At 73.6% G+C, this 23,189-nt stretch carries 20 protein-coding genes; 7 read left to right on the top strand and 13 right to left on the bottom strand.

The window, feature by feature from the left end:
• The 6 genes from ACFY7H_RS26715 to ACFY7H_RS26690 all read right to left on the bottom strand — a co-directional run bounded on the left by ACFY7H_RS26715 (position 1) and on the right by ACFY7H_RS26690 (position 8,168).
• Complete coding sequence (locus tag ACFY7H_RS26715; RefSeq protein WP_388942681.1) at positions 1–513, bottom strand: MaoC family dehydratase; 513 nt, start codon at positions 511–513, stop codon at positions 1–3.
• Between the two features lie 4 nt (positions 514–517).
• Entirely contained in the window at positions 518–1,492 is a 975-nt protein-coding gene (locus ACFY7H_RS26710; RefSeq protein ID WP_388942678.1) for an HpcH/HpaI aldolase/citrate lyase family protein, read from the bottom strand.
• Entirely contained in the window at positions 1,489–3,558 is a 2,070-nt protein-coding gene (locus ACFY7H_RS26705; RefSeq protein ID WP_388942675.1) for a protein meaA, read from the bottom strand. Before ACFY7H_RS26705 ends, ACFY7H_RS26710 begins: the two co-directional genes overlap by 4 nt.
• Before the next feature lie 31 nt (positions 3,559–3,589).
• Positions 3,590–4,927, bottom strand: a complete 1,338-nt coding sequence (gene ccrA, locus ACFY7H_RS26700; protein WP_388942673.1) for a crotonyl-CoA carboxylase/reductase — start codon at positions 4,925–4,927, stop codon at positions 3,590–3,592.
• Between the two features lie 456 nt (positions 4,928–5,383).
• Positions 5,384–6,199, bottom strand: a complete 816-nt coding sequence (locus ACFY7H_RS26695; RefSeq protein WP_388942670.1) for a TetR family transcriptional regulator — start codon at positions 6,197–6,199, stop codon at positions 5,384–5,386.
• Positions 6,200–6,365: 166 nt separating this feature from the next.
• Positions 6,366–8,168, bottom strand: a complete 1,803-nt coding sequence (locus ACFY7H_RS26690) for a 3-hydroxyacyl-CoA dehydrogenase family protein (protein ID WP_388942668.1) — start codon at positions 8,166–8,168, stop codon at positions 6,366–6,368.
• Positions 8,169–8,551: 383 nt separating this feature from the next.
• Here ACFY7H_RS26690 and ACFY7H_RS26685 point away from each other — a divergent pair, with 383 nt between their 5' ends.
• Positions 8,552–9,121, top strand: coding sequence for a HEAT repeat domain-containing protein (locus ACFY7H_RS26685; RefSeq protein ID WP_388942666.1), 570 nt, complete (start codon positions 8,552–8,554; stop codon positions 9,119–9,121).
• Between the two features lie 15 nt (positions 9,122–9,136).
• On the opposite strand, the gene ACFY7H_RS26680 is transcribed toward ACFY7H_RS26685, so the two are convergent.
• The 3 genes from ACFY7H_RS26680 to ACFY7H_RS26670 all read right to left on the bottom strand — a co-directional run bounded on the left by ACFY7H_RS26680 (position 9,137) and on the right by ACFY7H_RS26670 (position 12,364).
• The gene (locus ACFY7H_RS26680; protein WP_388942663.1) at positions 9,137–9,583 is read right to left on the bottom strand and encodes a RidA family protein; all 447 of its coding nucleotides are present in this window, start codon (positions 9,581–9,583) and stop codon (positions 9,137–9,139) included.
• A gap of 24 nt (positions 9,584–9,607) precedes the next feature.
• Positions 9,608–11,194: an alpha/beta hydrolase gene (locus ACFY7H_RS26675; RefSeq protein ID WP_388942660.1), complete on the bottom strand. Its 1,587-nt coding sequence runs from the start codon at positions 11,192–11,194 to the stop codon at positions 9,608–9,610.
• 135 nt (positions 11,195–11,329) lie between these two features.
• A complete protein-coding gene (locus tag ACFY7H_RS26670) occupies positions 11,330–12,364 on the bottom strand; it encodes an Rv2578c family radical SAM protein (protein WP_388942657.1) in 1,035 nt (344 codons plus the stop codon).
• 215 nt (positions 12,365–12,579) lie between these two features.
• On the opposite strand from ACFY7H_RS26670, the gene ACFY7H_RS26665 reads away from it, so the two are divergent.
• From ACFY7H_RS26665 to ACFY7H_RS26650, 4 genes are all read left to right on the top strand, one after another.
• Entirely contained in the window at positions 12,580–13,023 is a 444-nt protein-coding gene (locus tag ACFY7H_RS26665; protein WP_388942654.1) for an SRPBCC family protein, read from the top strand.
• A gap of 199 nt (positions 13,024–13,222) precedes the next feature.
• The gene (locus tag ACFY7H_RS26660) at positions 13,223–14,056 is read left to right on the top strand and encodes a M55 family metallopeptidase (protein WP_388942651.1); all 834 of its coding nucleotides are present in this window, start codon (positions 13,223–13,225) and stop codon (positions 14,054–14,056) included.
• 1 nt (position 14,057) lies between these two features.
• Positions 14,058–15,458, top strand: coding sequence for a M20/M25/M40 family metallo-hydrolase (locus tag ACFY7H_RS26655; RefSeq protein ID WP_388942936.1), 1,401 nt, complete (start codon positions 14,058–14,060; stop codon positions 15,456–15,458).
• Positions 15,459–15,468: 10 nt separating this feature from the next.
• Positions 15,469–17,472: a prolyl oligopeptidase family serine peptidase gene (locus ACFY7H_RS26650; RefSeq protein ID WP_388942648.1), complete on the top strand. Its 2,004-nt coding sequence runs from the start codon at positions 15,469–15,471 to the stop codon at positions 17,470–17,472.
• 13 nt (positions 17,473–17,485) lie between these two features.
• On the opposite strand, the gene ACFY7H_RS26645 is transcribed toward ACFY7H_RS26650, so the two are convergent.
• The 4 genes from ACFY7H_RS26645 to ACFY7H_RS26630 are packed head-to-tail and all read right to left on the bottom strand — an operon-like array spanning position 17,486 to position 20,343.
• Positions 17,486–17,896: a hypothetical protein gene (locus tag ACFY7H_RS26645; RefSeq protein ID WP_388942645.1), complete on the bottom strand. Its 411-nt coding sequence runs from the start codon at positions 17,894–17,896 to the stop codon at positions 17,486–17,488.
• A complete protein-coding gene (locus tag ACFY7H_RS26640) occupies positions 17,889–18,749 on the bottom strand; it encodes a heavy metal-binding domain-containing protein (protein WP_388942643.1) in 861 nt (286 codons plus the stop codon). The genes ACFY7H_RS26645 and ACFY7H_RS26640 overlap by 8 nt, the downstream gene beginning before the upstream one ends.
• 1 nt (position 18,750) lies before the next feature.
• Positions 18,751–19,593, bottom strand: coding sequence for a heavy metal-binding domain-containing protein (locus tag ACFY7H_RS26635; RefSeq protein ID WP_388942641.1), 843 nt, complete (start codon positions 19,591–19,593; stop codon positions 18,751–18,753).
• Positions 19,594–19,629: 36 nt separating this feature from the next.
• Positions 19,630–20,343, bottom strand: a complete 714-nt coding sequence (locus tag ACFY7H_RS26630; RefSeq protein WP_388942638.1) for a hypothetical protein — start codon at positions 20,341–20,343, stop codon at positions 19,630–19,632.
• A gap of 34 nt (positions 20,344–20,377) precedes the next feature.
• Between ACFY7H_RS26630 and ACFY7H_RS26625 the strand changes: the two genes are divergently transcribed.
• Together ACFY7H_RS26625 and ACFY7H_RS26620 are read left to right on the top strand one after the other, a co-directional pair.
• Entirely contained in the window at positions 20,378–20,932 is a 555-nt protein-coding gene (locus ACFY7H_RS26625; protein WP_388942635.1) for a GNAT family N-acetyltransferase, read from the top strand.
• A 228-nt stretch (positions 20,933–21,160) separates the two neighbouring features.
• Positions 21,161–23,137 (top strand): DUF5107 domain-containing protein, encoded by a 1,977-nt coding sequence (locus ACFY7H_RS26620; protein ID WP_388942632.1) that lies wholly within the window; start codon positions 21,161–21,163, stop codon positions 23,135–23,137.
• The last annotated feature ends 52 nt before the right edge of the window (positions 23,138–23,189 follow it).

Raw genomic sequence — 23,189 nt, 5'->3', positions numbered from 1 at the left:
CTACTTCCCCTGTTCCTTCAGCTGAGGCCGGCCGGGCTGCTCGCCGCCGCGCGCCGTGATGTACGTCTCGGTCGGGACCATCACCTTGCGCCGGAAGACGCAGACGAGGGTGCCGTCCTGCTTGTAGCCCTTGGTCTCCACGTAGACGATGCCGCGGTCGTCCTTGGACTTCGACGGGGTCTTGTCCAGGACCGTGGTCTCGCCGTAGATCGTGTCGCCGTGGAAGGTCGGCGCCACGTGCCGCAGGGACTCGATCTCCAGGTTGGCGATGGCCTTCCCGGAGACGTCCGGCACGGACATGCCGAGCAGCAGCGAGTAGACGTAGTTGCCCACGACCACGTTCTTGCCGAAGTCGGTCGTGTTCTCGGCGTAGTTGCTGTCCATGTGGAGCGGGTGGTGGTTCATGGTCAGCAGACAGAAGAGGTGGTCGTCGTACTCCGTGACCGTCTTCCCGGGCCAGTGCTTGTAGACCGCCCCGACCTCGAACTCCTCGTATGTGCGTCCGAACTGCATGGGATCAGCCCTCCGGGATCTCGAACTTGCTGGTGCGCTGCATCCCCGCCGCCCGGCCCTTGCCGGCGATGACCAGGGCCATCTTGCGGCTGGCCTCGTCGATCATCTCGTCGCCGAGCATCGCGGAGCCCTTCTTGCCGCCCGCCTCGGAGGTGCACCAGTCGTACGCGTCGAGGATCAGCTCGGCGTGGTCGTAGTCCTCCTGGGAGGGGGAGAAGACCTCGTTGGCCGCGTCGACCTGACCCGGGTGCAGCACCCACTTGCCGTCGAAGCCGAGGGCCGCGGCGCGCCCGGCGACCTCGCGGTAGGCGTCCACGTCGCGGATCTGCAGGAAGGGGCCGTCGATGGCCTGGAGGTTGTGCGTACGGGCCGCCATCAGGATCCGCATCAGGATGTAGTGGTAGGCGTCCGCCGGGTAGCCGGGCGGCTGCATGCCCACGACCAGGGACTTCATGTTGATCGAGGCCATGAAGTCGGCCGGGCCGAAGATGATCGTCTCCAGGCGCGGCGAGGCGGCGGCGATCTCGTCGACGTTCACCAGGCCCTTGGCGTTCTCGATCTGCGCCTCGATGCCGATCTTGCCGACCTCGAAGCCCATGGTCTTCTCGATCTGCGTCAGCAGCAGGTCCAGGGCGACGACCTGCTGGGCGTCCTGCACCTTGGGCAGCATGATGCAGTCGAGGTTCTGGCCGGCGCCCTCGACGACGGTGATGACATCGCGGTACGTCCAGTGGGTGGTCCAGTCGTTGACGCGGACCACGCGGGTCTTGCCGGTCCAGTCGCCGTTGTTCAGCGCGTCCACGATCGTGTGGCGGGCGCCTTCCTTGGCGAGCGGGGCGCAGGCGTCCTCCAGGTCGAGGAAGACCTGGTCGGCCGGCAGGCCCTGGGCCTTCTCCAGGAACCGCGGGTTCGAGCCCGGGACCGCGAGGCAGGAGCGGCGCGGACGCAGCCGGTTCACGGGGGAGAGGGGCGTGGTCATGCGGGGACCTCCGTGCTTTCAGCGATGGTGAGGGGGTGGAGCTTGTTGGCCTTGCGGATCTCGTCGACGATACGTCCGATGATCTCCGTGATGCCGAAGTCCTTGGGGGTGAACACGGCGGCCACCCCGGCGGCCTTCAGCGTGACGGCGTCGGCGTTCGGAATGATGCCCCCGACGATGACGGGGATGTCGCCCGCCCCCGCCGCCCGCAGGCGTTCCAGGACGTCCGGGACGAGAGCGCTGTGCGAACCGGACAGGATGGACAGTCCCACGCAGTGCACGTCCTCGGCCAGCGCCGCCGAGGAGATCTCCTCGGGGGTCAGCCGGATGCCCTGGTAGACCACCTCGAACCCGGCGTCGCGGGCCCGCACGGCGATCTGCTCGGCGCCGTTGGAGTGCCCGTCGAGGCCGGGCTTGCCGACCAGCAGGCGCAGCCGGCCGGAGCCGAGCTCGTCCGCCGTCCGGGCGACCTTCTCGCGGACCAGGGCAAGCGGGGTGCCCTCCTCGGCGGTGACCGCGACGGGGGCCGAGGACACCCCGGTCGGGGCGCGGAACTCGCCGAAGACCTCCCGCAGGGCGCCGGCCCACTCGCCGGTGGTGACACCGGCGCGGGCGCACTCCAGGGTGGCCTCCATCAGGTTCTCGGTACCGGCGGCGGCCTCCTTCAGCCGGTCCAGGGCCTGCCCGGCGGTCGGGAAGACGAACGGGTCGCCGCCGCCCTGCCGGTCGGAGGACTCCTGGCGCTCGGCCCGCCAGCGGACGATGCGCTCGACGGTGAGCGCCTCCACAGCGGGGTCGACGGTCATGATGGCGCCGTCGAGGTCGGCGGTGAGCGGGTTCTCCTCCGTCTGCTGGAAGCAGTTCACCCCCACGATCTTGTCCTGGCCCGCCTCGATCCGGGCGCGGCGCTCGGCGTGGGAGGAGACCAGCTGCGACTTCAGGTACCCGGACTCGACGGCGGCCATCGCGCCGCCCATCTCCTGGATCCGGTCGATCTCGGCCAGGCAGTCGGCGACCAGGGAGTCGACTTTGGCCTCGATGACGTGGGAGCCGGCGAAGATGTCCTCGTACTCCAGCAGGTCGCTCTCGTGGGCCAGGACCTGCTGGATGCGCAGCGACCACTGCTGGTCCCAGGGCCGGGGCAGGCCCAGCGCCTCGTTCCAGGCGGGCAGCTGCACCGCGCGCGCCCGGGCGTCCTTCGAGAGGGTGACCGCGAGCATCTCCAGCACGATCCGCTGGACGTTGTTCTCGGGCTGCGCCTCGGTCAGGCCGAGGGAGTTCACCTGGACCCCGTAGCGGAACCGGCGCTGCTTGGCGTCCTCGATGCCGTAGCGCTCCTTGGTGACCTTGTCCCAGATGCGGCCGAAGGCGCGCATCTTGCACATCTCCTCGATGAAGCGGACGCCCGCGTTCACGAAGAAGGAGATGCGCGCGACCACCTCGCCGAAGCGCTCTTCGGGCACCTGACCGGAGTCGCGGACCGAGTCGAGCACGGCGATCGCGGTGGACATCGCGTACGAGATCTCCTGGACCGGGGTGGCCCCGGCCTCCTGGAGGTGGTACGAGCAGATGTTGATCGGGTTCCACTTCGGGATGTGGTTGACCGTGTACGCGATCATGTCCGTCGTCAGGCGGAGCGAGGGCCCGGGCGGGAAGACGTGCGTCCCGCGCGAGAGGTACTCCTTGACGATGTCGTTCTGGGTGGTGCCCTGGAGCTGGGAGATGTCCGCGCCCTGCTCCTCGGCGGCCACCTGGTAGAGCGCCAGCAGCCACATGGCCGTGGCGTTGATCGTCATCGAGGTGTTCATCTGCTCCAGGGGTATGTCCTGGAACAGCCGCCGCATGTCGCCCAGGTGGGAGACCGGGACCCCGACCCGGCCCACCTCGCCGCGGGCGAGGATGTGGTCGGGGTCGTAGCCGGTCTGCGTCGGGAGGTCGAACGCGACCGACAGGCCGGTCTGGCCCTTGGCGAGGTTGCGGCGGTACAGCTCGTTGGACGCCTCGGCCGTGGAGTGGCCGGCGTACGTCCGCATGAGCCACGGACGGTCCTTCTGGCGCTCTGTCATCTCAGGCGATCCTTATGGCCTTTGAGCGGACTCAGACGTTACGGAAGCGGTTGATGGCGTCGAGGTGCTCGGCCCGCATCTCGTGGTCGCGGACGCCGAGGCCCTCCTCGGGGGCGAGCGCGAGGACGCCGACCTTGCCCTGGTGGAGGTTGCGGTGGACGTCGTAGGCCGCCTGGCCGGTCTCCTCCAGCGAGTAGACCTTGGACAGGGTGGGGTGGATCTTGCCCTTGGCGATCAGGCGGTTGGCCTCCCACGCCTCGCGGTAGTTGGCGAAGTGCGAGCCGATGATGCGCTTGAGGGACATCCACAGGTAGCGGTTGTCGTACTCGTGCATGTAGCCCGAGGTGGAGGCGCAGGTGGTGATCGTGCCGCCCTTGCGGGTGACGTAGACCGAGGCGCCGAAGGTCTCGCGGCCCGGGTGCTCGAAGACGATGTCGATGTCCTCGCCGCCGGTCAGCTCGCGGATCTTCGATCCGAAGCGCTTCCACTCGCGCGGGTCCTGGGTCCGCTCGTCCTTCCAGAACCGGTAGCCCTCGGCGTTGCGGTCGATGACCGCCGTGGCGCCCATCTTGCGGCAGATCTCCGCCTTCTCCGGGGAGGAGACGACACAGATCGGGTTGGCGCCGCCGGCCAGCGCGAACTGGGTGGCGTACGAGCCGAGGCCGCCGCTGGCGCCCCAGATCAGGACGTTGTCGCCCTGCTTCATGCCGGCGCCGTTGCGGGAGACCAGCTGGCGGTACGCGGTCGAGTTGACCAGGCCGGGGGAGGCGGCCTCCTCCCAGCTGAGGTGGCCCGGCTTCGGCATCAGCTGGTTCGACTTGACCAGGGCGATCTCGGCGAGGCCGCCGAAGTTGGTCTCGAAGCCCCAGATCCGCTGCTCGGGGTCGAGCATCGTGTCGTTGTGGCCGTCGGAGGACTCCAGCTCCACCGACAGGCAGTGCGCGACGACCTCGTCGCCCGGCTTCCAGGAGTTGACGCCGGGGCCGGTGCGCAGCACGACGCCCGCGAGGTCGGAGCCGATGACGTGGTACGGGAGGTCGTGGCGCTTGGTGAGCTCCGACAGGCGGCCGTAGCGCTCCAGGAAGCTGAAGGTGGACACCGGCTCGAAGATCGACGTCCACACCGAGTTGTAGTTGACCGAGGAGGCCATGACGGCGACCAGGGCCTCGCCCGGACCGAGCTCCGGAACCGGGACCTGGTCCAGGTGCAGGGACTTGCGCGGGTCCTTCTCGCGGGTGGCGAGCCCCGCGAACATCTCCGCCTCGTCCTTGTGCACGGTGACCGCGCGGTACGAGTCGGGGAGCGGCAGCGCGGCGAAGTCTGCGGCGGTGGCGGACTGCGACTGAATCGCGTCCAGGATGTCCTTCACGGTATTGCCTCCTGAGGGTCTCCCCGGACGGAGTTGGGGGAGGGCGCTGATGAGGGTGCGCTGAGGGATACGCGGGTGCGCGGGTACGTGTGTTGCGGGTGCCGTCGGTCCTGGGGTCCCCGGCCGAGGACCGGGGGAGGAGCTGTGGTGCTGGCGCGCCTGTGGTGGGGCGGGCGGGGGCCTGGTGACGCAGGCATCCGGGGCGCGTTCCTTGCCGAGTGGGCGCGGGCCGCGGGGACATCCGGACGGGACTCAACGTATGGCACCCCGTGTCACTCGGCAAGGCACTGCGTGCCAAAAATTTCTCTCACTTGTCGATTGACCTGCGCAGATGAGCGATGATCGATCAGAGTTACCGGCGAGTAGGGGCAACTCGGACAAACGAAAACGGCCGCCCCCGGAACGGGAGCGGCCGCTGTGACGAGGGTCGCCCGGTGGTGCTCCGGGGGCGACCGCCTACTTGTTCTTGAGCGCCTCTTCGATGGTCCGCATGACCTCGTCGAGCGGAGCGTCCGTACGCGCCACCGCGACGAGCACCTCGCCCTCCGTGCGCACCGCCGCACTCGGCACCCCGGCACCCGCGCCCGGCGTGCGGCCGGCGCCGATCCCGGAGCCGAAGGTCTTGCGGACGATCGCGAAGGCGTGGTCCAGCTGACTCTCCACGTCCCCCTGGCCCCCCGCCCGCAGCCAGCGCCGCAGCACGTGGTTGTGGGCGGTCACCACCGCCGAGGCGGCCACCTCGGCCAGCAGCGGGTCGTCGTTGCCGTCGTGGTGGTCGGTCTCGTCGAAGTGGGCCAGCAGATAGCGGGTGAAGAGCCGCTCGTAGCGGGCCACCGAGGCGATCTCCCGCTCCCGCAGCGCCGGCACCTCGCGGGTCAGCCGGTAGCGCTCCACCGACACCGCCGGCGAGGCGGCGTACATCTTCATGACTTCCTTGATCCCCCGGCACACCGTGTCGAGCGGGTGCTCGTGCGCCGGGGCCACGTCCAGAACGGCCTCGGCGCGGGTCAGGGTGTCGTCGTGGTCCGGGAAGATCGCCTCTTCCTTCGAGCGGAAGTGCCGGAAGAAGGTCCGGCGCGCCACCCCGGCGGTCGCGGCGATCTCGTCGACCGTCGTGGCCTCGTACCCCTTGGTAGCGAAGAGCTCCATGGCCGCGGCCGCGAGCTCGCGGCGCATCTTGAGCCGCTGGGCGGCCGCCCGGGTGCCGGCGGCGCTCTCCTGGGAGTCGCCGGCCGAGGCGGCGCGGGGTGAGGTCTTGGCGGGCTGGGACATAGAGCGAAAGTACTTCATTCGGGCAGGCGCGTGCGCCGGAGGGGGGTGAGAGGGGGGTGGATGCGGGGGAGGGCCCGCACTGGGCTCGGGAGGGTGTGTCCGCCGTGAGGGTCCGGCGGACCCGAGCAGCCCTCCCCACGCATCCTGCTCAGGGCCCGGCCGGGGGTTACCGGCGGGCGTACTCACGGAATCCGCGGCCGGTCTTCCGTCCCAGGCAGCCCGCCGCCACCAGGTGCTCCAGCAGCGGCGACGGCGCCAGGCCCGGGTCGCGGAACTCCTGGTGGAGGACCTTCTCGATGGCGAGCGACACGTCCAGGCCGACCACGTCGAGGAGCTCGAAGGGCCCCATCGGGTAGCCGCCGCCCAGCTTCATCGCGGCGTCGATGTCGTCGATTCCCGCATAGTGCTGCTCGACCATCTTGATCGCGTTGTTCAAGTACGGGAACAGCAGCGCGTTCACGATGAAGCCGGCCCGGTCCCCGCAGTCCACCGGGTGCTTGCGCACCTTGGCGCAGACCTCGCGGACCGTGGCGTGCACGTCGTCGGCGGTCAGGACGGTCCGGACCACCTCGACCAGCTTCATGGCCGGCGCCGGGTTGAAGAAGTGCATGCCGATCACGTCCTGCGGACGCGAGGTGGCCCGCGCGACGGCGATCACCGGCAGCGAGGAAGTAGTGGTGGCCAGCACCGCACCGGGCTTGCAGACCTTGTCCAGGCCCGCGAAGAGCTGCTGCTTGACCTCCAGGTCCTCGGCGACCGCCTCGACCGCCAGGTCCACGTCGGCGAAGGCCTCCAGCGACCCGGCCGGGGTGATCCGCTCCAGGGTCCGCGCCGCGGCCTCCTCGGTCAGGCGGCCCCTGGACACCGCACGGTCCAGGGACTTCCCGATCGCGGCCTTCGCGGCCCCGGCCTTCTCCTCGCTGCGGGCGGCCAGCACCACGTCGTAGCCGGCCTGGGCGAAGACCTGGGCGATGCCGCTCGCCATGGTCCCGGAGCCCGCGACGCCGACCGAGGAGACCGGACGGCCCGCGCCGAGCAGGGACCCGTCCAGCGGGGTCTGCAGGTCGCGGACGACCACCGGGCTGCCCGGAGCCTCGTACGTGTAGAAGCCGCGCCCGGCCTTCTGCCCGGTCAGGCCCGCCTCGACGAGCTGGCCCAGGATCGGCGCCGGGGCGTGCAGCCGGTCGCCGGAGGAGGCGTACATGGCCTCCAGCACGGTGCGCGCGGTGTCGACGCCGACCAGGTCGAGCAGGGCGAGCGGGCCCATCGGCAGACCGCAGCCGAGCTTCATCGCCGCGTCGATGTCCTCGCGGGAGGCGTACTTGGCCTCGTACATCGCGGCGGCCTGGTTGAGGTAGCCGAAGAGCAGGCCGTCGGCGACGAAGCCCGGCCGGTCGCCGACCGCGACGGGCTGCTTGCCGAGCTCCAGCGCCAGCCCGGTGACGGCCTCCACGGCGGTCGGCGCGGTCAGCACGCTGGAGACGATCTCGACGAGCTTCATCGCCGGGGCCGGGTTGAAGAAGTGCATGCCGAGCACCCGCTCGGGGTGCAGGGACTCGGCGGCGAGCCGGGTCACCGACAGCGCGTTGGTGCCGGTGGCCAGCACGGCGTCCGGCCGGACGATCGCATCGAGCTCGCCGATCACGCGGCGCTTGAGGTCGTAGTCCTCGGGGACCACCTCGATGACGAGGTCGGCCTCGGCGGCCGCCCCGAGGTCCGTGAAGGCGCGGAAGCGGGCCAGGACCGCCTCGCGCTCCTCCTCGGTGAGCTTCTGCTTGGCCACCGAGCGGGCCGTGGCGGCCGCGAGGGACCCGGCGGCGCGGCGGGTGGCGGCCTCGCTGACGTCGATGCCGATGACCTCGCGGCCGGCCCGGGCGAGGACCTCGGCGATGCCGGTGCCCATCGTGCCGAGGCCGACGACGGCGACGGTGCGGAGGGAGGAATGACTGGACGTGGACGGAAGGTCCATCGCGGGACTCCAGTGGAAGAGGGTGACGACTGGGGAGCGCGCGGCGCACAGCGCGCGCGGATGCCGTACGGAAGAGCCGTGCGGAGCACGCCCGGCGGTGCGCCCGGAGAGGGAGAAGGGGCGCGGCGGGCGGAACGGCGGAACCCTGTCCCGGGGTCCAGCCGTAGCGGTGGAACGGACGAGCGGACGAACCGACTGGTACGGGGCGGCTGCGTCACCAGGCCGGCTCCGTACGTGTGGAGTGACATTAACCCGGTGGTAACTGGTCCGCCAGAGCGCGGAGATGTGACCTGTACCGCCCAAATGTACCGATCATCGATCATCGATCAACGAGGTCCGCGGAAGGCGGCCTGCCGGGGCCCGCGTACCCCTAGGGTGGCGGCGTGAACGACGTCCTGGAACGCCTGCGGGCGGAGGCCGGCGGATCGGCGGCGTACGCGGAACTGTGCGCGGCGGAGCCGGACGCGCTGGCCGCCTCCCTGACCTCCGCCGGGCTGCCCCTGTGGGCCCGCGAACTGGCCGCCTACCGACTGGGGATGGGCGGCGACCGGCGGGCCTTCGAGCCCCTGGTCCTGCTCCTCAACCACCGGGACCCGGCCCGCTGCGCCGCCGCCGCGCAGGCGCTCGGCGTCCTCGGGGACCCGCGCACCGCCCGCGCGGCGGCCGCCCTGGCGACAAACTCCCTGCGCACGGCCTACGCCCTGCACCCGGTCAGGCTGCTCACCGCGCTGCGGGCTCCCGAGTCGGCCCCGGCCCTGATCAAGACCCTGTCGCGGCTGCTCGCCCCGCACGACCCGTACTGGCGGGTGGCCCTGGCCTGCGTCGAGGGTCTGGGCACCCTGGCCGACGCCCGGGCCCGCGACGTCCTGGTCCGCGCCCAGGCCCACCCCCGGCTCGCCCTGGCGGCGACGGACGCCCTGAACCGGCTGACGGTCCGGCACCCGGACGCGTAGGTCACACGGAGGGACCTACCCGGCCGCCGGCACCACGGCGAAGGCCTCGACCTCCAGCAGGAGCTCCGGGCGGAACAGGGCGGCGACCTGGACCGCCGAGGAGGCCGGCAGCCGGTCCGGGGCGATGACCTCGTCCCGGGCCGCCCGGACCGCCGGCAGGTGGGCCACGTCCGTGACGAAGTACGTCAGCTTCACCACGTCCTCGAAGCCCGCCCCCGCCGCCGCCAGGCACCGCCGCAGGTTCTCGAACACCTGCCGCGCCTGCGCGGCGGGGTCGCCCTCACCGACCACCTCGCCCTTCTCGTCGAAGGCGCACTGCCCCGAGACGGCCACGAACCGCCCGGTGCCCCAGACGACGTGGCTGTACCCGGTGCCGGGGCTGATGCCCTCGGGCGCGGCGACACGGGTGAGGTGGCCGCTGCCGCTGTTGCCACTGTTGCTGCTCTGCTCGAACGAGGTCATGCGGACGATCTTGCCCGCCAGGTGTCAGCCGCGGAAGCCCAGCAGGCCGTGGAGGGCCGCACCGCCCGCCGAGGGCGGCACCGCGCGCGTCGCCGTGGTCGGCTTCGGGGCCGGCGGCGCCGGGCACGTCGCGTCCGCCGCCCGGCCCGTCCTCAGGTACGCCGCCAGCTTCTCGTCGAGGCACTTGTTGCCGCTCAGGGCGATGCCGTGGTTGCCACCGCCCTCCTCCACCACCAGCGCCGAGCCCGCCAGCTTGTCCCGCATGCTCACCGCACCCTCGTAGGGGGTGGCCGCGTCCTCCGTCGCCTGGAACAGCAGCGCCTGGGGCAGCTCGGTGTTCGTCACGTCCGTGGCCTGGAGCGGCTGCGCCGGCCAGAACGCGCACGGTGCGTTGTACCAGGCGTTGTTCCAGGTCATGAAGGGCGCCTTCGCGTGCGTGCGCCACATGTCGGCCCGCCAGCGGTTCCAGTCCCTCGGCCAGGCCGAGTCCCGGCACTGCACCGCCGTGTACACGCTGTAGCTGTTGCCCGCCGCCGGGTCCACCGCGCCCAGCCGCTCGTACGCCGCCACCAGCGGCTTGGCGTCCCGCTTCACCGCGTACGCCGCGAAGGCCTCGGCCAGCGACGGCCAGTAGCCGTTGTAGTAACCGCCCGGCATGTACGTGTCCTCCAGCTCGGCCGGGCCCACCTTCCCGCCCGCCGGGGCGGTGCGCAGCGCGTCCCGCATCTCGTACCAGCGCGCCTCGACCCGGGCCGGGTCGGTGCCCAGGTGGTACGTGGAGTCGTACTGGGCCACCCAGGCCAGGAACGCCTTGTGGCGGGCGTCGAAGGCCAGGTCCTGCGCGAGGTTGTCCTCGTACCAGACGCCCCCCGGGTCGACCACGGAGTCCAGCACCAGCCGGTGCACCCGCTCCGGGTGCAGCTTGGCGTACACGGCGCCCAGGTAGGTGCCGTAGGAGTAGCCGAAGTAGCTGAGCTTCGCCGCGCCCAGGGCGGTGCGCAGCACCTCGATGTCGCGGGCCGCGGAGACGGTGCCGACGTGCGGGAGCACGTCCGCGTGCTTCTCCTGGCAGGACACCGCGAAGGAGCGCACCCGCACCAGGTTGGCCCGCTCGGTCGCCCCGTCCCTGGGCACGGAGTCCGGCCGTACCGGTGCGAAGTGGCCGGGCCCGCAGTCCAGCGCGGGCTCGCTCTTGCCCACGCCCCGCGGATCGAAGCCGATCACGTCGTACTGGGCGGCGACGTCCTTGGGCAGGGCGGAGGCGACGAACCCGGCCAGGGCGCGGCCGCTGCCGCCCGGGCCGCCGGGGTTCACCAGCAGCGGCCCCTGGGAGGTGGCCGCGGTGTGCGGGACGCGGGTCAGGGCCAGGGAGATCTGCCGCCCGGCGGGCTGCCCGTGGTCGAGCGGGACCTTGAGGGAGGCGCACTGCAGGGTCGGGTAACGGGGGGTCGCGCAGCCGGTCCAGGTCAGCCCGGCGGCGGCCGCCGGGGCGGGCGCGGCGGCGGGCGCCGCGGCGGTGACGGGGGCCGCGAGGGCGGCGGCGACGGTGGAGATCGCCAGCAGGACGGCGGCGCGCTTCTTCGCGGGGCGCAGCTTCGAGGGGTGGAGCATGGGGCCTCCCAGCCGAGGGTTCTGGGCGGAATCGTCCCGGAAACCCTGGCGGGAAGACGGGATTGGGCCGCTCATTGGCCCGATGTGATGACCCGTCGGGGGGCGTCCGGGTCACGGCGCGGGTGCGCGGCGCGCTCACATCAGCGTCAGCTGCGTCGGTCCGGCGGGGGCCGGGCCGGCCGTCCGCTCCCGGGCGGCGACGGCCCGTGCCGCCCCGCGCCGGGCGGGGCCGATGCCGAATTCGGCGGCGAGCTCGTGCACTTGGCGGGTGATCCGGCGCTGGTACCAGGTGGGGGCGTACGACCCGCCCGCGTACATCCGTTCGTACCGTCCGGTCAGGTGCGGGTGGTGCCGGCCGAGCCAGGCGGTGAACCACTCGCGCGCTCCGGGCCGCAGATGGAGTACCAGGGGTGTCACGGACGTCGCCCCCGACGCGGCGATCGCCCGGACGGTCGCCCGCAGCTGCTCGGGGGAGTCGCCCAGGAAGGGGATCACCGGCGCCATCAGCACCCCGCACTCCAGCCCGGCGTCGGTCAGGGCCCGTACGGCGGCCAGCCGGGCGGCCGGGGAGGGGGTGCCGGGCTCCACGGTCCGCCACAGGCCGGTGTCGGTGAACCCGACGGAGACGCAGACGCCGACCTCGGTGACCTCGGCGGCCTGCCGCAGCAGGGGGAGGTCGCGCAGGATCAGCGTGCCCTTGGTGAGGATGGAGAAGGGGTTGGCGCGCTCGCGCAGCGCCCCGATGATCCCGGGCATCAGCCGGTAGCGGCCCTCGGCGCGCTGGTAGCAGTCGACGTTGGTGCCCATCGCGACGTGCGCGCCGGTCCAGCGCGGCGCGGCCAGCTCGCGGCGCAGCAGCTCCGGGGCGTTGACCTTGACGACGATCTGGGAGTCGAAGCCGGTCCCGGTGTCCAGGTCGAGGTAGCCGTGGGTCTTGCGGGCGAAACAGTAGACGCAGGCGTGACTGCAGCCGCGGTAGGGGTTGACCGTCCATTCGAACGGCATCCGCGAGGCGCCGGGCACCCGGTTGAGGACCGAGCGCGCCCGCACCTCGTGGAAGGTGATCCCGCGGAACTCGGGGGTGTCGAAGGTGCGGGTGACGACGGAGCCGGCCCCGAACAGGGCCGCCGGACCGCTGCCCGGTGTCCCGGTCAGATTCTCCCAGCGCATGATGCCTCCTCGGTGACGGGCTCCCGAGAATAGAACAAACGTTCCCATGATCGTGCGGGAGGCTTCGCCCGGGAGGCGGCGGGGGCGGAGGCCGGGCCCGGATCCGGGACGGGGGCCCGTACGGCCGGGCGGGACGCCGCCCCCGGATTTGGGCGGCCGCCCCGGAGGTGGTTGGCTTGCCGCGACGCACGATCCCAACTGCTGGAGGAACAGGTATGGCGCAGGTCGAGGCCACCACGGAGCGCATCATCGAGGCCGACGCGGACACCGTGTTCGACGCGCTGGCCGACTACACCGGCACCCGGGGCAAGCTGCTCCCCGAGCACTTCAGCGAGTACGAGGTGCGCGAGGGCGGCGACGGCGAGGGCACCCTCGTCCACTGGAAGCTCCAGGCCACCAGCAAGCGCGTCCGGGACTGCCTGCTCGAGGTCACCGAGCCCACGGACGGCCAGCTCGTGGAGAAGGACCGCAACTCCTCCATGGTCACCACCTGGACCGTCACCCCCGCCGGCGAGGGCCGCTCCCGGGCCGTGGTCAGCACCGTGTGGAACGGCGCCGGCGGCATCGGCGGCTTCTTCGAGCGCACCTTCGCCCCCAAGGGCCTCGGCCGCATCTACGACACCGTGCTCGAAAACCTCGCCGAGGAAGTCAAGGGCTGACCGGCGGGACCCGGCGCGGGCCGGGGCCGGCGACGGCACAACCCCCGGGGACGGCTCACCGGTTCGGGTGGAATTCCCGCCCGCCGCGAGCCGCCCCCGAACCGGCGCCCGCCACCGCCCAGCCCGGGCGTGGCCCAGGGCCCGCGGGGCGCCGGGGGGCTAGGGTGGGGCTCCGCGACCCGACCCACCGGGGGGCCCGTTGAAGATCCTCGTCTCCGCCGACATGGAAGGCGCCACGGGCGTCACCTGGCCCGCCGACGTGCTGCCCGGGACCCCCCAATGGGAGCGTTGCCGGGGCATGTTCACCTCCGACGTCAACGCCGCCGTGCTCGGCTTCTACGACGGCGGCGCCGACCGGGTCCTCGTCAACGAGGCCCACTGGACCATGCGCAACCTCCTCCTGGAGAAGCTCGACGCCCGCGCCGAGATGATCACCGGCCGCCACAAGTCCCTCTCCATGGTCGAGGGGGTCCAGCACGGCGACGTCGACGGCATCGCCTTCGTCGGCTACCACACCGGCGCCGGCAGCGAAGGGGTCCTCGCCCACACCTACCTCGCCAACTCCATCACCGGCGTCTGGCTGAACGGCCTGCGCGCGAGCGAGGGCGTCCTCAACGCCCACGTCGTCGCCGAGTACGGGGTCCCCGTCATCCTGGTCACCGGGGACGACCTCACCTGCGCCGACGCCGCCGGATACGCCCCGGACGCCCGTACCGTCGCCGTCAAGGACCACGTCTCGCGCTACGCGGCCGTCTGCCGCACCCCGGCCCGCACCGCCGCGGACATCCGCGCCGCCGCCACCGAGGCGGTCAAGCTCGCGGTCCGGCACGAGCCGGTGCGCGGCGGCCCCTTCGCGGTGGAGGTGGAGTTCGACGCCGAACACCTGTCGATGGCCGCGACCGTCGTCCCGGGCGTCGAACGCTCCGCGGAGCGCAGGGTCGCTTACACCAGCGGGACGATGTACGAGGGGATCCGGACCTTCAAAGCGGTCACGACGGTCGTCTCGGCGGCCGTGGAGGAGCAGTATGGCTGACATGCAGCGGGTGGAAGGCGCCCCCCGGGAGGTCGCCCACGCGGAACACGGAGGAACGGCACCGCGGGACGGCGGTCCCGGCGGCGGCCTCGACGCCGCCGCCCTCGACGAGGTGGTCGAGTTCACCTCCGGCCTCATCCGGATCGACACCAGCAACCGCGGCGGCGGCGACTGCCGGGAGCGGCCCGCCGCCGAGTACGCCGCCGAGCGCCTCGCCGGGGCCGGACTGGAACCCGTACTGCTGGAACGCACCCCGGGCCGCACCAACGTGGTGGCCCGGATCGAGGGCACCGACCCCTCCGCGCCCGCCCTCCTCGTCCACGGACACCTGGACGTGGTCCCCGCCGAGGCCGCCGACTGGAGCGTCGCCCCCTTCTCCGGAGAGGTCCGCGACGGGGTGGTCTGGGGCCGCGGGGCCGTCGACATGAAGAACATGGACGCGATGGTGCTGGCCGTCGTACGCGCCTGGGCGCGCCGGGGGGTGAGGCCGCGCCGGGACGTCGTCATCGCCTTCACCGCCGACGAGGAGGACAGCGCGGTCGACGGGTCCGGCTACCTCGCCGACGAGCACCCGCACCTCTTCGAAGGCTGTACGGAGGGCCTCGGCGAGTCCGGGGCCTTCACCGTGCACCCCCGGCCCGGCCAGGCCCTCTACCCGATCGCCGCGGGCGAACGCGGCACCGCCTGGCTCAAGCTGACCGCCCACGGCACCGCCGGACACGGCTCCAAGCCCAACCGGGACAACGCCGTCAGCCGGCTCGCCGCCGCCGTGGCCCGCATCGGCGCCCACGACTGGCCGGTCCGCCTCACCGACACCGTCACCGCCTGCATCACCGAACTCGCCGCCCTCCAGGGCCTCACCGTCGACCCGCGCGCCCCGGGCACCGACCTCGACGAACTCCTCGGCAAGCTCGGCCCGGCCGCCGCCCTCGTCGCGCCGACCATCCGCAACAGCTCCAACCCCACGATGTTCAGCGCCGGTTACAAGATCAACGTCATCCCGGGCCACGCCACCGCCCACGTCGACGGACGCACGGTGCCCGGCGGCGAGGCGGAGTTCACCGCCACCCTCGACGAGCTCACCGGCCCCGGCGTGCACTGGGAGTTCGAGCACCGCGAGGTGGCCCTCCAGGCCCCGGTCGACGGGCGGACGTACGCGGTCCTGCGCGAGTGCGTCGAACACTTCGACCCCGACGGGCACGTGGTCCCCTTCTGCATGGCCGGCGGCACCGACGCCAAGCAGTTCTCCCGGCTCGGCATCACCGGCTACGGCTACTCCCCGCTCAAGCTGCCGCCGGGCTTCGACTACTGGTCCCTCTTCCACGGCGTGGACGAACGCGTCCCCGTCGACGCCCTGCACTTCGGGGTCCGCGTCCTCGACCGCGCACTGCGGGCCCTGTGATGGGGCCCCGGTGAGGGCGGCGGCCGGCGTCGCGGGCCCCTACGGCAGCTGGCCCTCCCCGATCGCCGCCGCGCACGCCGCCGCGCACGACGGCCGGCCCGAGTACGTGGGCACCGTCGGGGCCGAGGTGTGGTGGACCGAGCCCCGCCCCGCGGAGGGCGGCCGCCGCACCCTGGTGCGCCGGCCCGCCGACGGCGCGGCTCCCCGGTCGGTGCTGCCCGCGCCGTGGAACGTGCGCAGCCGCCTCACCGAGTACGGCGGCCTGCCCTGGGCGGGCACCGAACGCGCCGAAGGCGGCCCGCTGGTGGTCTTCGTCCACCACGCCGACCAGCGGCTGTACGCGTACGAACCCGACGCGCCCGGCACCCCCCGGCCGCGCCCGCTCACCCCCGTCCCGGCGGTCGGCGGCGGGCTGCGCTGGGCCGACCCGGTGCTGCGCGGCGGCGAGGTCTGGTGCGTACTGGAGGAGTTCACCGGCCCCGCCCCCACCGACGTACGGCGGGTGGCGGCCGCCGTCCCGCTGGACGGCTCCGCCGCCGGGGACCGGGCCGCCGTACGGGAGCTCACCGACGACCGGCACCGCTTCCGCACCGGGCCGAAGCTCTCCCCCGACGGGCGCAGCGCGGCCTGGCTGGTGTGGGACCACCCCCGGATGCCCTGGGACGGCACGGAACTCCAGCTGGCCGCGGTACGCCCCGACGGCACGCTCGGCACGCCCCGCACCGTGCTGGGCGGGCCGGCCGAAGCCGTGGCCCAGGTGGCGTGGGCGGCCGACGGGACCCTGCTCGCGGTGAGCGACCGCAGCGGCTGGTGGAACCCGTACCGGGTGGACCCCGACAGCGGGGAGGCGGTCAACCTGTGCCCCCGCGAGGAGGAGTTCGGCGGCCCGCTGTGGAAGCCGGGGCTCAGCTGGCTGGCCCCGCTGCCCGAAGGGCCGGTGGCCGTCCTGCACGGGCTGGGCGCCCCGGTGCTCGGCGTCCTCGACCCCGGCACCGGCGACCTCGTCGACGCGGCCGGGCCCTGGACGGCCTGGCAGCCGGCCCTGGCCGTCAGCGGCACCCGCGTCTACGGGGTCGCCGCCAGCCCGCGCAGCGCCTACGAGGTCGTCGAGCTGGACACCGCCACCGGCCACGCCCGGGTCGTCGGAGCCCGCGCGGCCGACCCGGTGGACCCGGCGTACTACCCGGAGCCGCAGAGCCGCACCTTCCCCGGCCCCGGCGGCCGGGACATCCACGCCCACGTCTACCCGCCGCACCACCCCTTCCTGCGGCCGCCCGCCGACGAGCTGCCCCCGTACGTGGTGTGGGCGCACGGCGGCCCCACCGACCACGTGCCGCCCGTACTCGACCTGCACATCGCCTACTTCACCTCACGCGGGATCGGCGTCGTCGAGGTCAACTACGGCGGGTCCACCGGCTACGGCCGCGCCTACCGCGAGCGGCTGCGCGAACAGTGGGGCGTGGTGGACGTGGAGGACTGCGCGGCCGTGGCGCGGGCACTGGCCGCTGAGGGCACCGCCGACCCCGCCCGGCTCGCGATCCGCGGCGGCAGCGCGGGCGGCTGGACGGCGGCGGCCTCCCTGGCCGCCACCGACCTGTACGCCTGCGCGGCGGTCATCTACCCGGTGCTCGACCTGCGGGGCTTCGCCGCCGAGACCCACGACCTGGAGTCCCACTACGCCGACGGCCTGGCGGGACCGCCGGGCACCCTGGCGGTCCGCTGCCGGGAACGCTCCCCGGTGGCCCGCGCCGACCGCATCACCGCCCCCTTCATCCTGCTCCAGGGGCTGGACGACCCCGTCTGCCCGCCCGCGCAGGCCGAACGCCTGCTGGCCGCCCTGCGCGGCCGCGAGCCGGCGGTCCCGCACGCGTACCTCACCTTCGAGGGCGAGGGCCACGGCTTCCGCCGCGCGGACACGATGGTGCGGGCCCTGGAGGCGGAGCTGTCGCTGTACGCGCAGGTCTTCGGCATCGAGCGCGACGACGTGCCCCGGCTGGAGCTGCGTACGGAGTGAGTGCGGGAACGGCCTAGGACAGGAACCGTTCGAGGGCTTCCCGGGCGCGGGCGTTCGAGGCCGCGGCGTCCGCCAGGGCCCCGGCCAGGGCGCCGATCCACTCGTCCAGGCCCACCGGACGCCGCGAGAGGACGATCCCCCGCACCTCGTGGCAGACCTCGCCGATGGTCCGGCCCTGGTCCGTGCGCAGGGTCAGCCGCTGCTCCCCGAGCACGACGTCCAGTCCCTCGACCGGCCCCTCCCGCCCCGCCAGCCGCCGCGCCACGGAACGCCTGCGGCTGACCCGGACGGTGCCGGGCGGCAGCGAGTCGGCGAGGCTCGCCGACAGTACGCCGGCATAGAGTTCCAGGTCGGCGCTGTCCCGGCGCAGCGCCGCGGCCAGCAGTCCCACGTCCACCGGGGCCGTCCCCTTCCCGTCAGTCATCGAGGCCCAGCACCATGGCCGGCCGGTCGATGACGTGGTCCTCGCGCAGCGGCCGCACCGCCGTCCCGACGGCGAAGAATTCGGTGGTGTGCGACCCCCAGCCGTGCGAGTGCTGCTTCAGCCGCACCGCCACGATCCCCTCGGCCCCCAGGGCCTCGCCCTCCGCCCGCATCCGGCTCATCGCCAGCTCGCGGGCGTCGTAGAGGGCCTGGGTGAACGGCTCGATCTCGACGTTGCGACCCGTGTTGCCCAGCGCCTGCACGAAGCCCTGGTGCGCCACGTGGTAGACGCAGGAACCCATGACCAGGTCCAGCGGGGCGTACCCGGCGCGGACCAGCGTCCAGAACTCCTGGCCGGAGAGGTCCGAGGTGAACGGCTTGCCCTTGTTGTTGAGCCAGGTGCCGGCCGGCCCCGGGTCGGCGCCCGCCGCCTTGACGGCCGTGCCCACCGCGATGAACTCGGCGAGGTCCGAACCGAATTCCTTGAACTCGATGTCCAGCCGGACGCCGACGACCCCGTCCGCCCCCAGCGCGCTCGCCTCGGCCTCCATCCGGCTCATCGCGAGCTCGCGGGCGTCGTACATGGCCTGGGACAGCTTGGTCAGCTCCTGGTTCTTCGACCAGCGGCCGGCCTGGAAGCCGACGTGGTAGACGGAGCAGCCGAGGACCAGGCCGAGGGGGCGGAAGCCGGCCTCCCGCACCAGCAGGAACTCGTTCACCGTGAGGTCCGAGGTGAACATGGGGCCGCTGTCGTCGTCCGGCCGGAGCTGCGCCAGGCGCCGCATCGCGTCCTCGGACAGGTCTCGCCCGTCCGGTATCCGTTCCGTTCCTCCGGTCGTGTTCTGCCCGGTCATGTCAGTGCTCGCGCTCCAGTCTCATGATGGTCGGCGGCCCTGCCGCGGCGGGCCGCCGTGACCGGCCGAACCGGGTGATGGAAGTGCCGACGAAGACGGCTTCCGCGATGACGTCCCGCGCGCTCCCGCCCTCGGAGCCCAGGCACTCGGTCCTCCGCAGCCGGAGGCCGACTTCGTCCACGACGACCCCGTCGCCGGCGCCACCGCCGTGCTTGCGGGCGTCGAGGGCGAGGCGGGCACGGGCGTCCTGGCGGACGTGGTCGGTCAGCCGGGTGTAGCCGTCGACCTCCTGGTTCCCCACGAACCGGCGGCCGGCCAGCCGGGAGGCGCGCCAGTCGTCGTGCCGGATCGCGAGTGAAACGCCGAACGCGAGGCCGGTGGGGACCCAGCCGCCGTGCAGCAGCCGGGCGAGGTCCTGTCCGCCGAGGTGCGAGGTGAAGGGCTGCCGCGGGCGGACGCGGGAGCGCGCCCGGACGGCGGTGCCGATGACGGTGAACTCCGTTGCCTCGCCCCGGTGTTCGCGCGACACCAGCCGTACCGCGACGATCCCGTCGCCGCCCAGCGCGCGGCATTCGGCCACCGCGCGGCTCAGCGCCAGCCTGCGCGCCGCGGAGACGGCCCTCGTCAGCGGCGCCAGGGAGGGGCTCGAGGGCGAGGACGGCCCCGAGGGGCCGCCGGCAGCCGTCCACGCGCCGGGACATCCCCAGGCACCGGTGTCGCCCAGGTGGAAGACGGCCGTGCCCATCACCTGCCCGACCGGTTCGAACCCGACGCCGGTGACCGCGGCGAACTCCCGGGCCGACAGGGTCGAGTCCCAGGTGCCATCGGGCTGTTGGTACGTCATCGCCCGGAAGCGTATACGAGAGGCGAACGGATACGCCTAGGCGGTGTGCAGCCAGACCCGCAGCTGGCCGAGTGGGGTGAACCCGGCGCGTACGGCCGTGTCGAGGCCCTCGCCGTGCTCGTAGCCCACGACCGGCAGTTCCGGCCGGTGGCGGGCGGCCGCGTCGAGGGCGGCAGCCCAGGCGGCGCCGGTGTCCGCGTCGTCGTGGGCGAACACGTTGGAGACGCCGACGGCCCCGCCGCCGGTGCTGACGACGGCCCCGGCGGTGATCCGGGCCCGGTCGCGGCCCGCGAGGAAGACGATCCCCTCCCGCAGCAGCCCCTCGTGGAACAGGCCCGTGCTCCCCTCGCCGTCCCAGGCGGCCTCCCAGGCCGACAGCTCCGCAGGGCTCTCCACCTCGTCCCACTCCAGCCGGCCGCCCCGCGCCGCCTCGGGAACGGCGGCTCCCGCCGGGCGGTGGATCCACTGGGCCTCGAACAGCACCTCGAAGCCGGCCGGCGCCAGGTCGAGCGCGGCGAAGCTGTCCTTCACCGAGCAGCCGGGGGCGGCGGTGTCGACACCGGCCAGCACGTCGGCGGCCGTGGCGTCGGGGGCGAGGGTGACGGCGTCGGGGTAGAGCGGCGGGGTACGCCTCGGGCTGCACCAGAGGGAGTCGCGGAAGTGGCCGGCGCGGGAAACGGCCGCGCACCACTCGGCGTTGTTGCGGGCGGCCGCGCGCAGCAGCCCGCCGGTGCTCGGGATGATGGTCACTCCGGGATGCTGTCACAGTGCTTAACCTGGGGCGATGCCTTATTCCACCGAGTACGTCCGCACGGGCCGGCGGGTCGGCCTGCGGCCCCTGTCGCCCGCCGACGGCCCCGAGTTCACGGCCCGTGCGCGGGAGAGCCGTGCGCTGCACCGGCCTTGGCTGTTCCCGCCGCGGACCCCAGAGGAGTACGGGCCGTACGCGGCCCGGCTGACCGGCGGCGACGGGAGCCGGGCCGGGTTCCTCGTCTGCGAGCTCGCCACCGGGGCCGCCGCCGGCTTCGTCAACGTCAACAACATCGTCCGCGGAGCCTTCCAGTGCGGGGCGCTCGGCTACGGGGCCTTCGCGCACGCCGCGGGGCGCGGACTGTTCGGCGAGGGCTTCGACCTGCTGCTGGCGCACGCCTTCGCCGAGCCGGGGGCGGGTCTCGGCCTGCACCGCCTGGAGGCGAACATCCAGCCGGGCAACGACGCGTCCATCGGCCTGGTCCGGGGCCGGGGCTTCCGCCTGGAGGGCCTCTCCCCGGAGTTCCTGTACGTCGACGGCGCCTGGCGCGACCACGAACGCTGGGCATTGACGGCGCCGGCGGGGTGAGGGCGGCGCCGGGGGCCGCTCCGGTGGGGCGGGGGCTGCGCCGGCGAGGCGGGGCCGTGCCGCGATGCCGCCGGGCCTCCCACCCCGCCCGGCCTCCGGCCCGCTTCCGCCTCGGGCGGGCTCCGGCCGCCCCGACGACCCGGCCGCGCGGGCCTTTGCGTAATCCTGACCGGTGGTGATGTGCGGAACCCCTGTGCACGGGGCCGCACGCGAGTGTTCCATTCCCCCATGGCCACCACAGTCCGACGTGCCCAGCTGACCCTCCCCGCCGCCCCCTTGGGCCCCGACAACCCGCTCCCCGTGCTGCGCGCCCCCGACGGGGTACACGAACTGGACGAGCGCTCGCGCCACGGGCTGCCGCGCGACATGGCGCGGCAGATCGGCTACGAACCGCTGCGCTCCCTGCTCCCCGTCCGGCTCCGCGACGGATACGGACGGCGGCGCGAGGAGCGGGAGTTCGAGGCGGTCGTCATCGAGAACGGGCGGCTGCGGGTGACCGTCCTGCCCGGCCTCGGCGGCCGGATCCACTCCCTCGTCCACCTCCCCACCGGGCGCGAACTCCTCTACCGCAACCCGGTGTTCCAGCCGGCCCACTTCGCGCTCAACGGAGCCTGGTATTCCGGCGGCGTGGAATGGAACATCGGCGCCACCGGACACACCGCCCTGTCCTGCGCCCCGCTGCACGCCGCGCTCGTGCCGGCGCCCGACGGGGGCGTGATGGTGCGGCTGTGGGAGTGGGAGCGGCTGCGCGACCTGCCCTTCCAGGTGGACCTGTGGCTGCCGGCGGACTCGGACTTCCTGTACGTCGGCGTCCGCGTGCGCAATCCGCACGAACGGCCCGCCCCCCTCTACTGGTGGTCGAACACCGCCGTCCCCGAGGACGCCGGCACCCGCGTCCTGGCCCCCGCCGAGGAGGCCTGGCACTTCGGCTACGAGCGCACGCTGCGCCGCGTCCCCGTGCCGCACTGGCAGGACGCCGACCGTACGTACCCGCTGAACAGCACCTACCCCGCCGATTTCTTCTACGAGGTCCTGGCGGAGGACGCGGACCGCCCCTGGATCGCCTCCCTCGACGCCGACGGGCACGGCCTGGTGCAGGCCTCCACCGCACGGCTGCGCGGGCGCAAGCTGTTCGTGTGGGGCGCGGGACCGGGCGGCCGGCGCTGGCAGGAGTGGCTGACGGTGCCCGGCACGGGCGGCTACGCCGAGATCCAGGCCGGGCTGGCACGGACCCAGCTGGAGCACGTACGGCTGGAGGCCGGCGCGGAGGTCAGCTGGCTGGAGGCGTACGGGCCGCTGTCGGCGGAGCCCTCGGCGGTGCACGGCGCCGACTGGACGGCGGCGCGCGGGGCCGCGTCCGCGGCGCTCGACGCCGCCCTGCCGGCCGGGGCCCTGGACGCGGCGCACAAGGCGTGGCGCGGGCAGGCCGACACCGAACCGGGGGAGCGGCTGGCGGACGGCTCGGGCTGGGGCGCGCTGGAGGTGCTGTGCGGGGGCTTCGACCTGCCCGGCACCCCCTTCCCGGAGTCCACCCTGGAGGAGGACCAGCAGCCGTGGCTGGAGCTGTGGCGCACCGGCGTCCTCCCGGCGCCGCGCGCGGCCGCCCCGCCCGGTCCCGGCCTGGTGGCCCCGCACTGGCGCGACATGCTGGAGACCGCCCCGGCGGACCCGCTGACCGAGTACCACCTCGGGGTGGCCCAGTGGCACGCCGGTGACGTGGCCCAGGCGGTACGCAGCTGGGAGCGCGGGCTGGCGCAGGCGCCCTCGCGCTGGCCGCTGCTGCGCTGTCTGGCGGCGGCCGACGCCCTGGCCGGGAACGTGGAGCGGGCCGCCGACCGGTACGCGGCGGCCTTCGAGGGCCTGGCGGGGGAGAGCCGGGGCGGCGGGGCCTGGACGGCCGCCGAGGCCGCGCTGGGACGGGAGGCCATGACCGCCCTGCTCGGCGCCGGACGCCTCGCGGCGGCGCGGGCCGTCTGGGACCGGTTGTGCCCGTCGCTGCGCGAGCAGGGCCGCTTCCGGCTGCTCGCCGCCCGGCTGCTGGCGGCCGAGGGCCACGTCGGGGCGGCCCGGCGCGTCTTCGAGGACGGCTTCGAGATCGCCGACCTGCGGGAGGGCGAGGAGACCCTGTCCGAGGTGTGGGCCGCCCTGACGGACCGGCCGCTGCCGCCGGAGTACGACTTCCGGATGCGCCCGCCACGAGAATGACGGGCCGGGCGGCCGGTGTGGGCGGGGAGGCGGGGGCGGCCTGGGCGGCCGG

The sequence above is a fragment of the Streptomyces sp. NPDC012794 genome (genome assembly GCF_042901085.1).
Taxonomy (GTDB): Bacteria; Actinomycetota; Actinomycetes; order Streptomycetales; family Streptomycetaceae; genus Streptomyces.
This window is presented reverse-complemented; position numbering and strand designations above follow the sequence as displayed.

Excerpts from the sequence above, each read along its gene's own strand:
- ACFY7H_RS26715 (WP_388942681.1), bottom strand. The coding sequence starts at position 513 with ATGCAGTTCGGACGCACATACGAGGAGTTCGAGGTCGGGGCGGTCTAC.
- ACFY7H_RS26710 (WP_388942678.1), bottom strand. The coding sequence starts at position 1,492 with ATGACCACGCCCCTCTCCCCCGTGAACCGGCTGCGTCCGCGCCGCTCC.
- ACFY7H_RS26705 (WP_388942675.1), bottom strand. The coding sequence starts at position 3,558 with ATGACAGAGCGCCAGAAGGACCGTCCGTGGCTCATGCGGACGTACGCC.
- ACFY7H_RS26695 (WP_388942670.1), bottom strand. The coding sequence starts at position 6,199 with ATGTCCCAGCCCGCCAAGACCTCACCCCGCGCCGCCTCGGCCGGCGAC.
- ACFY7H_RS26690 (WP_388942668.1), bottom strand. The coding sequence starts at position 8,168 with ATGGACCTTCCGTCCACGTCCAGTCATTCCTCCCTCCGCACCGTCGCC.
- ACFY7H_RS26680 (WP_388942663.1), bottom strand. The coding sequence starts at position 9,583 with ATGACCTCGTTCGAGCAGAGCAGCAACAGTGGCAACAGCGGCAGCGGC.
- ACFY7H_RS26675 (WP_388942660.1), bottom strand. The coding sequence starts at position 11,194 with ATGCTCCACCCCTCGAAGCTGCGCCCCGCGAAGAAGCGCGCCGCCGTC.
- ACFY7H_RS26670 (WP_388942657.1), bottom strand. The coding sequence starts at position 12,364 with ATGCGCTGGGAGAATCTGACCGGGACACCGGGCAGCGGTCCGGCGGCC.
- ACFY7H_RS26665 (WP_388942654.1), top strand. The coding sequence starts at position 12,580 with ATGGCGCAGGTCGAGGCCACCACGGAGCGCATCATCGAGGCCGACGCG.
- ACFY7H_RS26655 (WP_388942936.1), top strand. The coding sequence starts at position 14,058 with ATGCAGCGGGTGGAAGGCGCCCCCCGGGAGGTCGCCCACGCGGAACAC.
- ACFY7H_RS26645 (WP_388942645.1), bottom strand. The coding sequence starts at position 17,896 with ATGACTGACGGGAAGGGGACGGCCCCGGTGGACGTGGGACTGCTGGCC.
- ACFY7H_RS26640 (WP_388942643.1), bottom strand. The coding sequence starts at position 18,749 with ATGACCGGGCAGAACACGACCGGAGGAACGGAACGGATACCGGACGGG.
- ACFY7H_RS26635 (WP_388942641.1), bottom strand. The coding sequence starts at position 19,593 with ATGACGTACCAACAGCCCGATGGCACCTGGGACTCGACCCTGTCGGCC.
- ACFY7H_RS26625 (WP_388942635.1), top strand. The coding sequence starts at position 20,378 with ATGCCTTATTCCACCGAGTACGTCCGCACGGGCCGGCGGGTCGGCCTG.
- ACFY7H_RS26620 (WP_388942632.1), top strand. The coding sequence starts at position 21,161 with ATGGCCACCACAGTCCGACGTGCCCAGCTGACCCTCCCCGCCGCCCCC.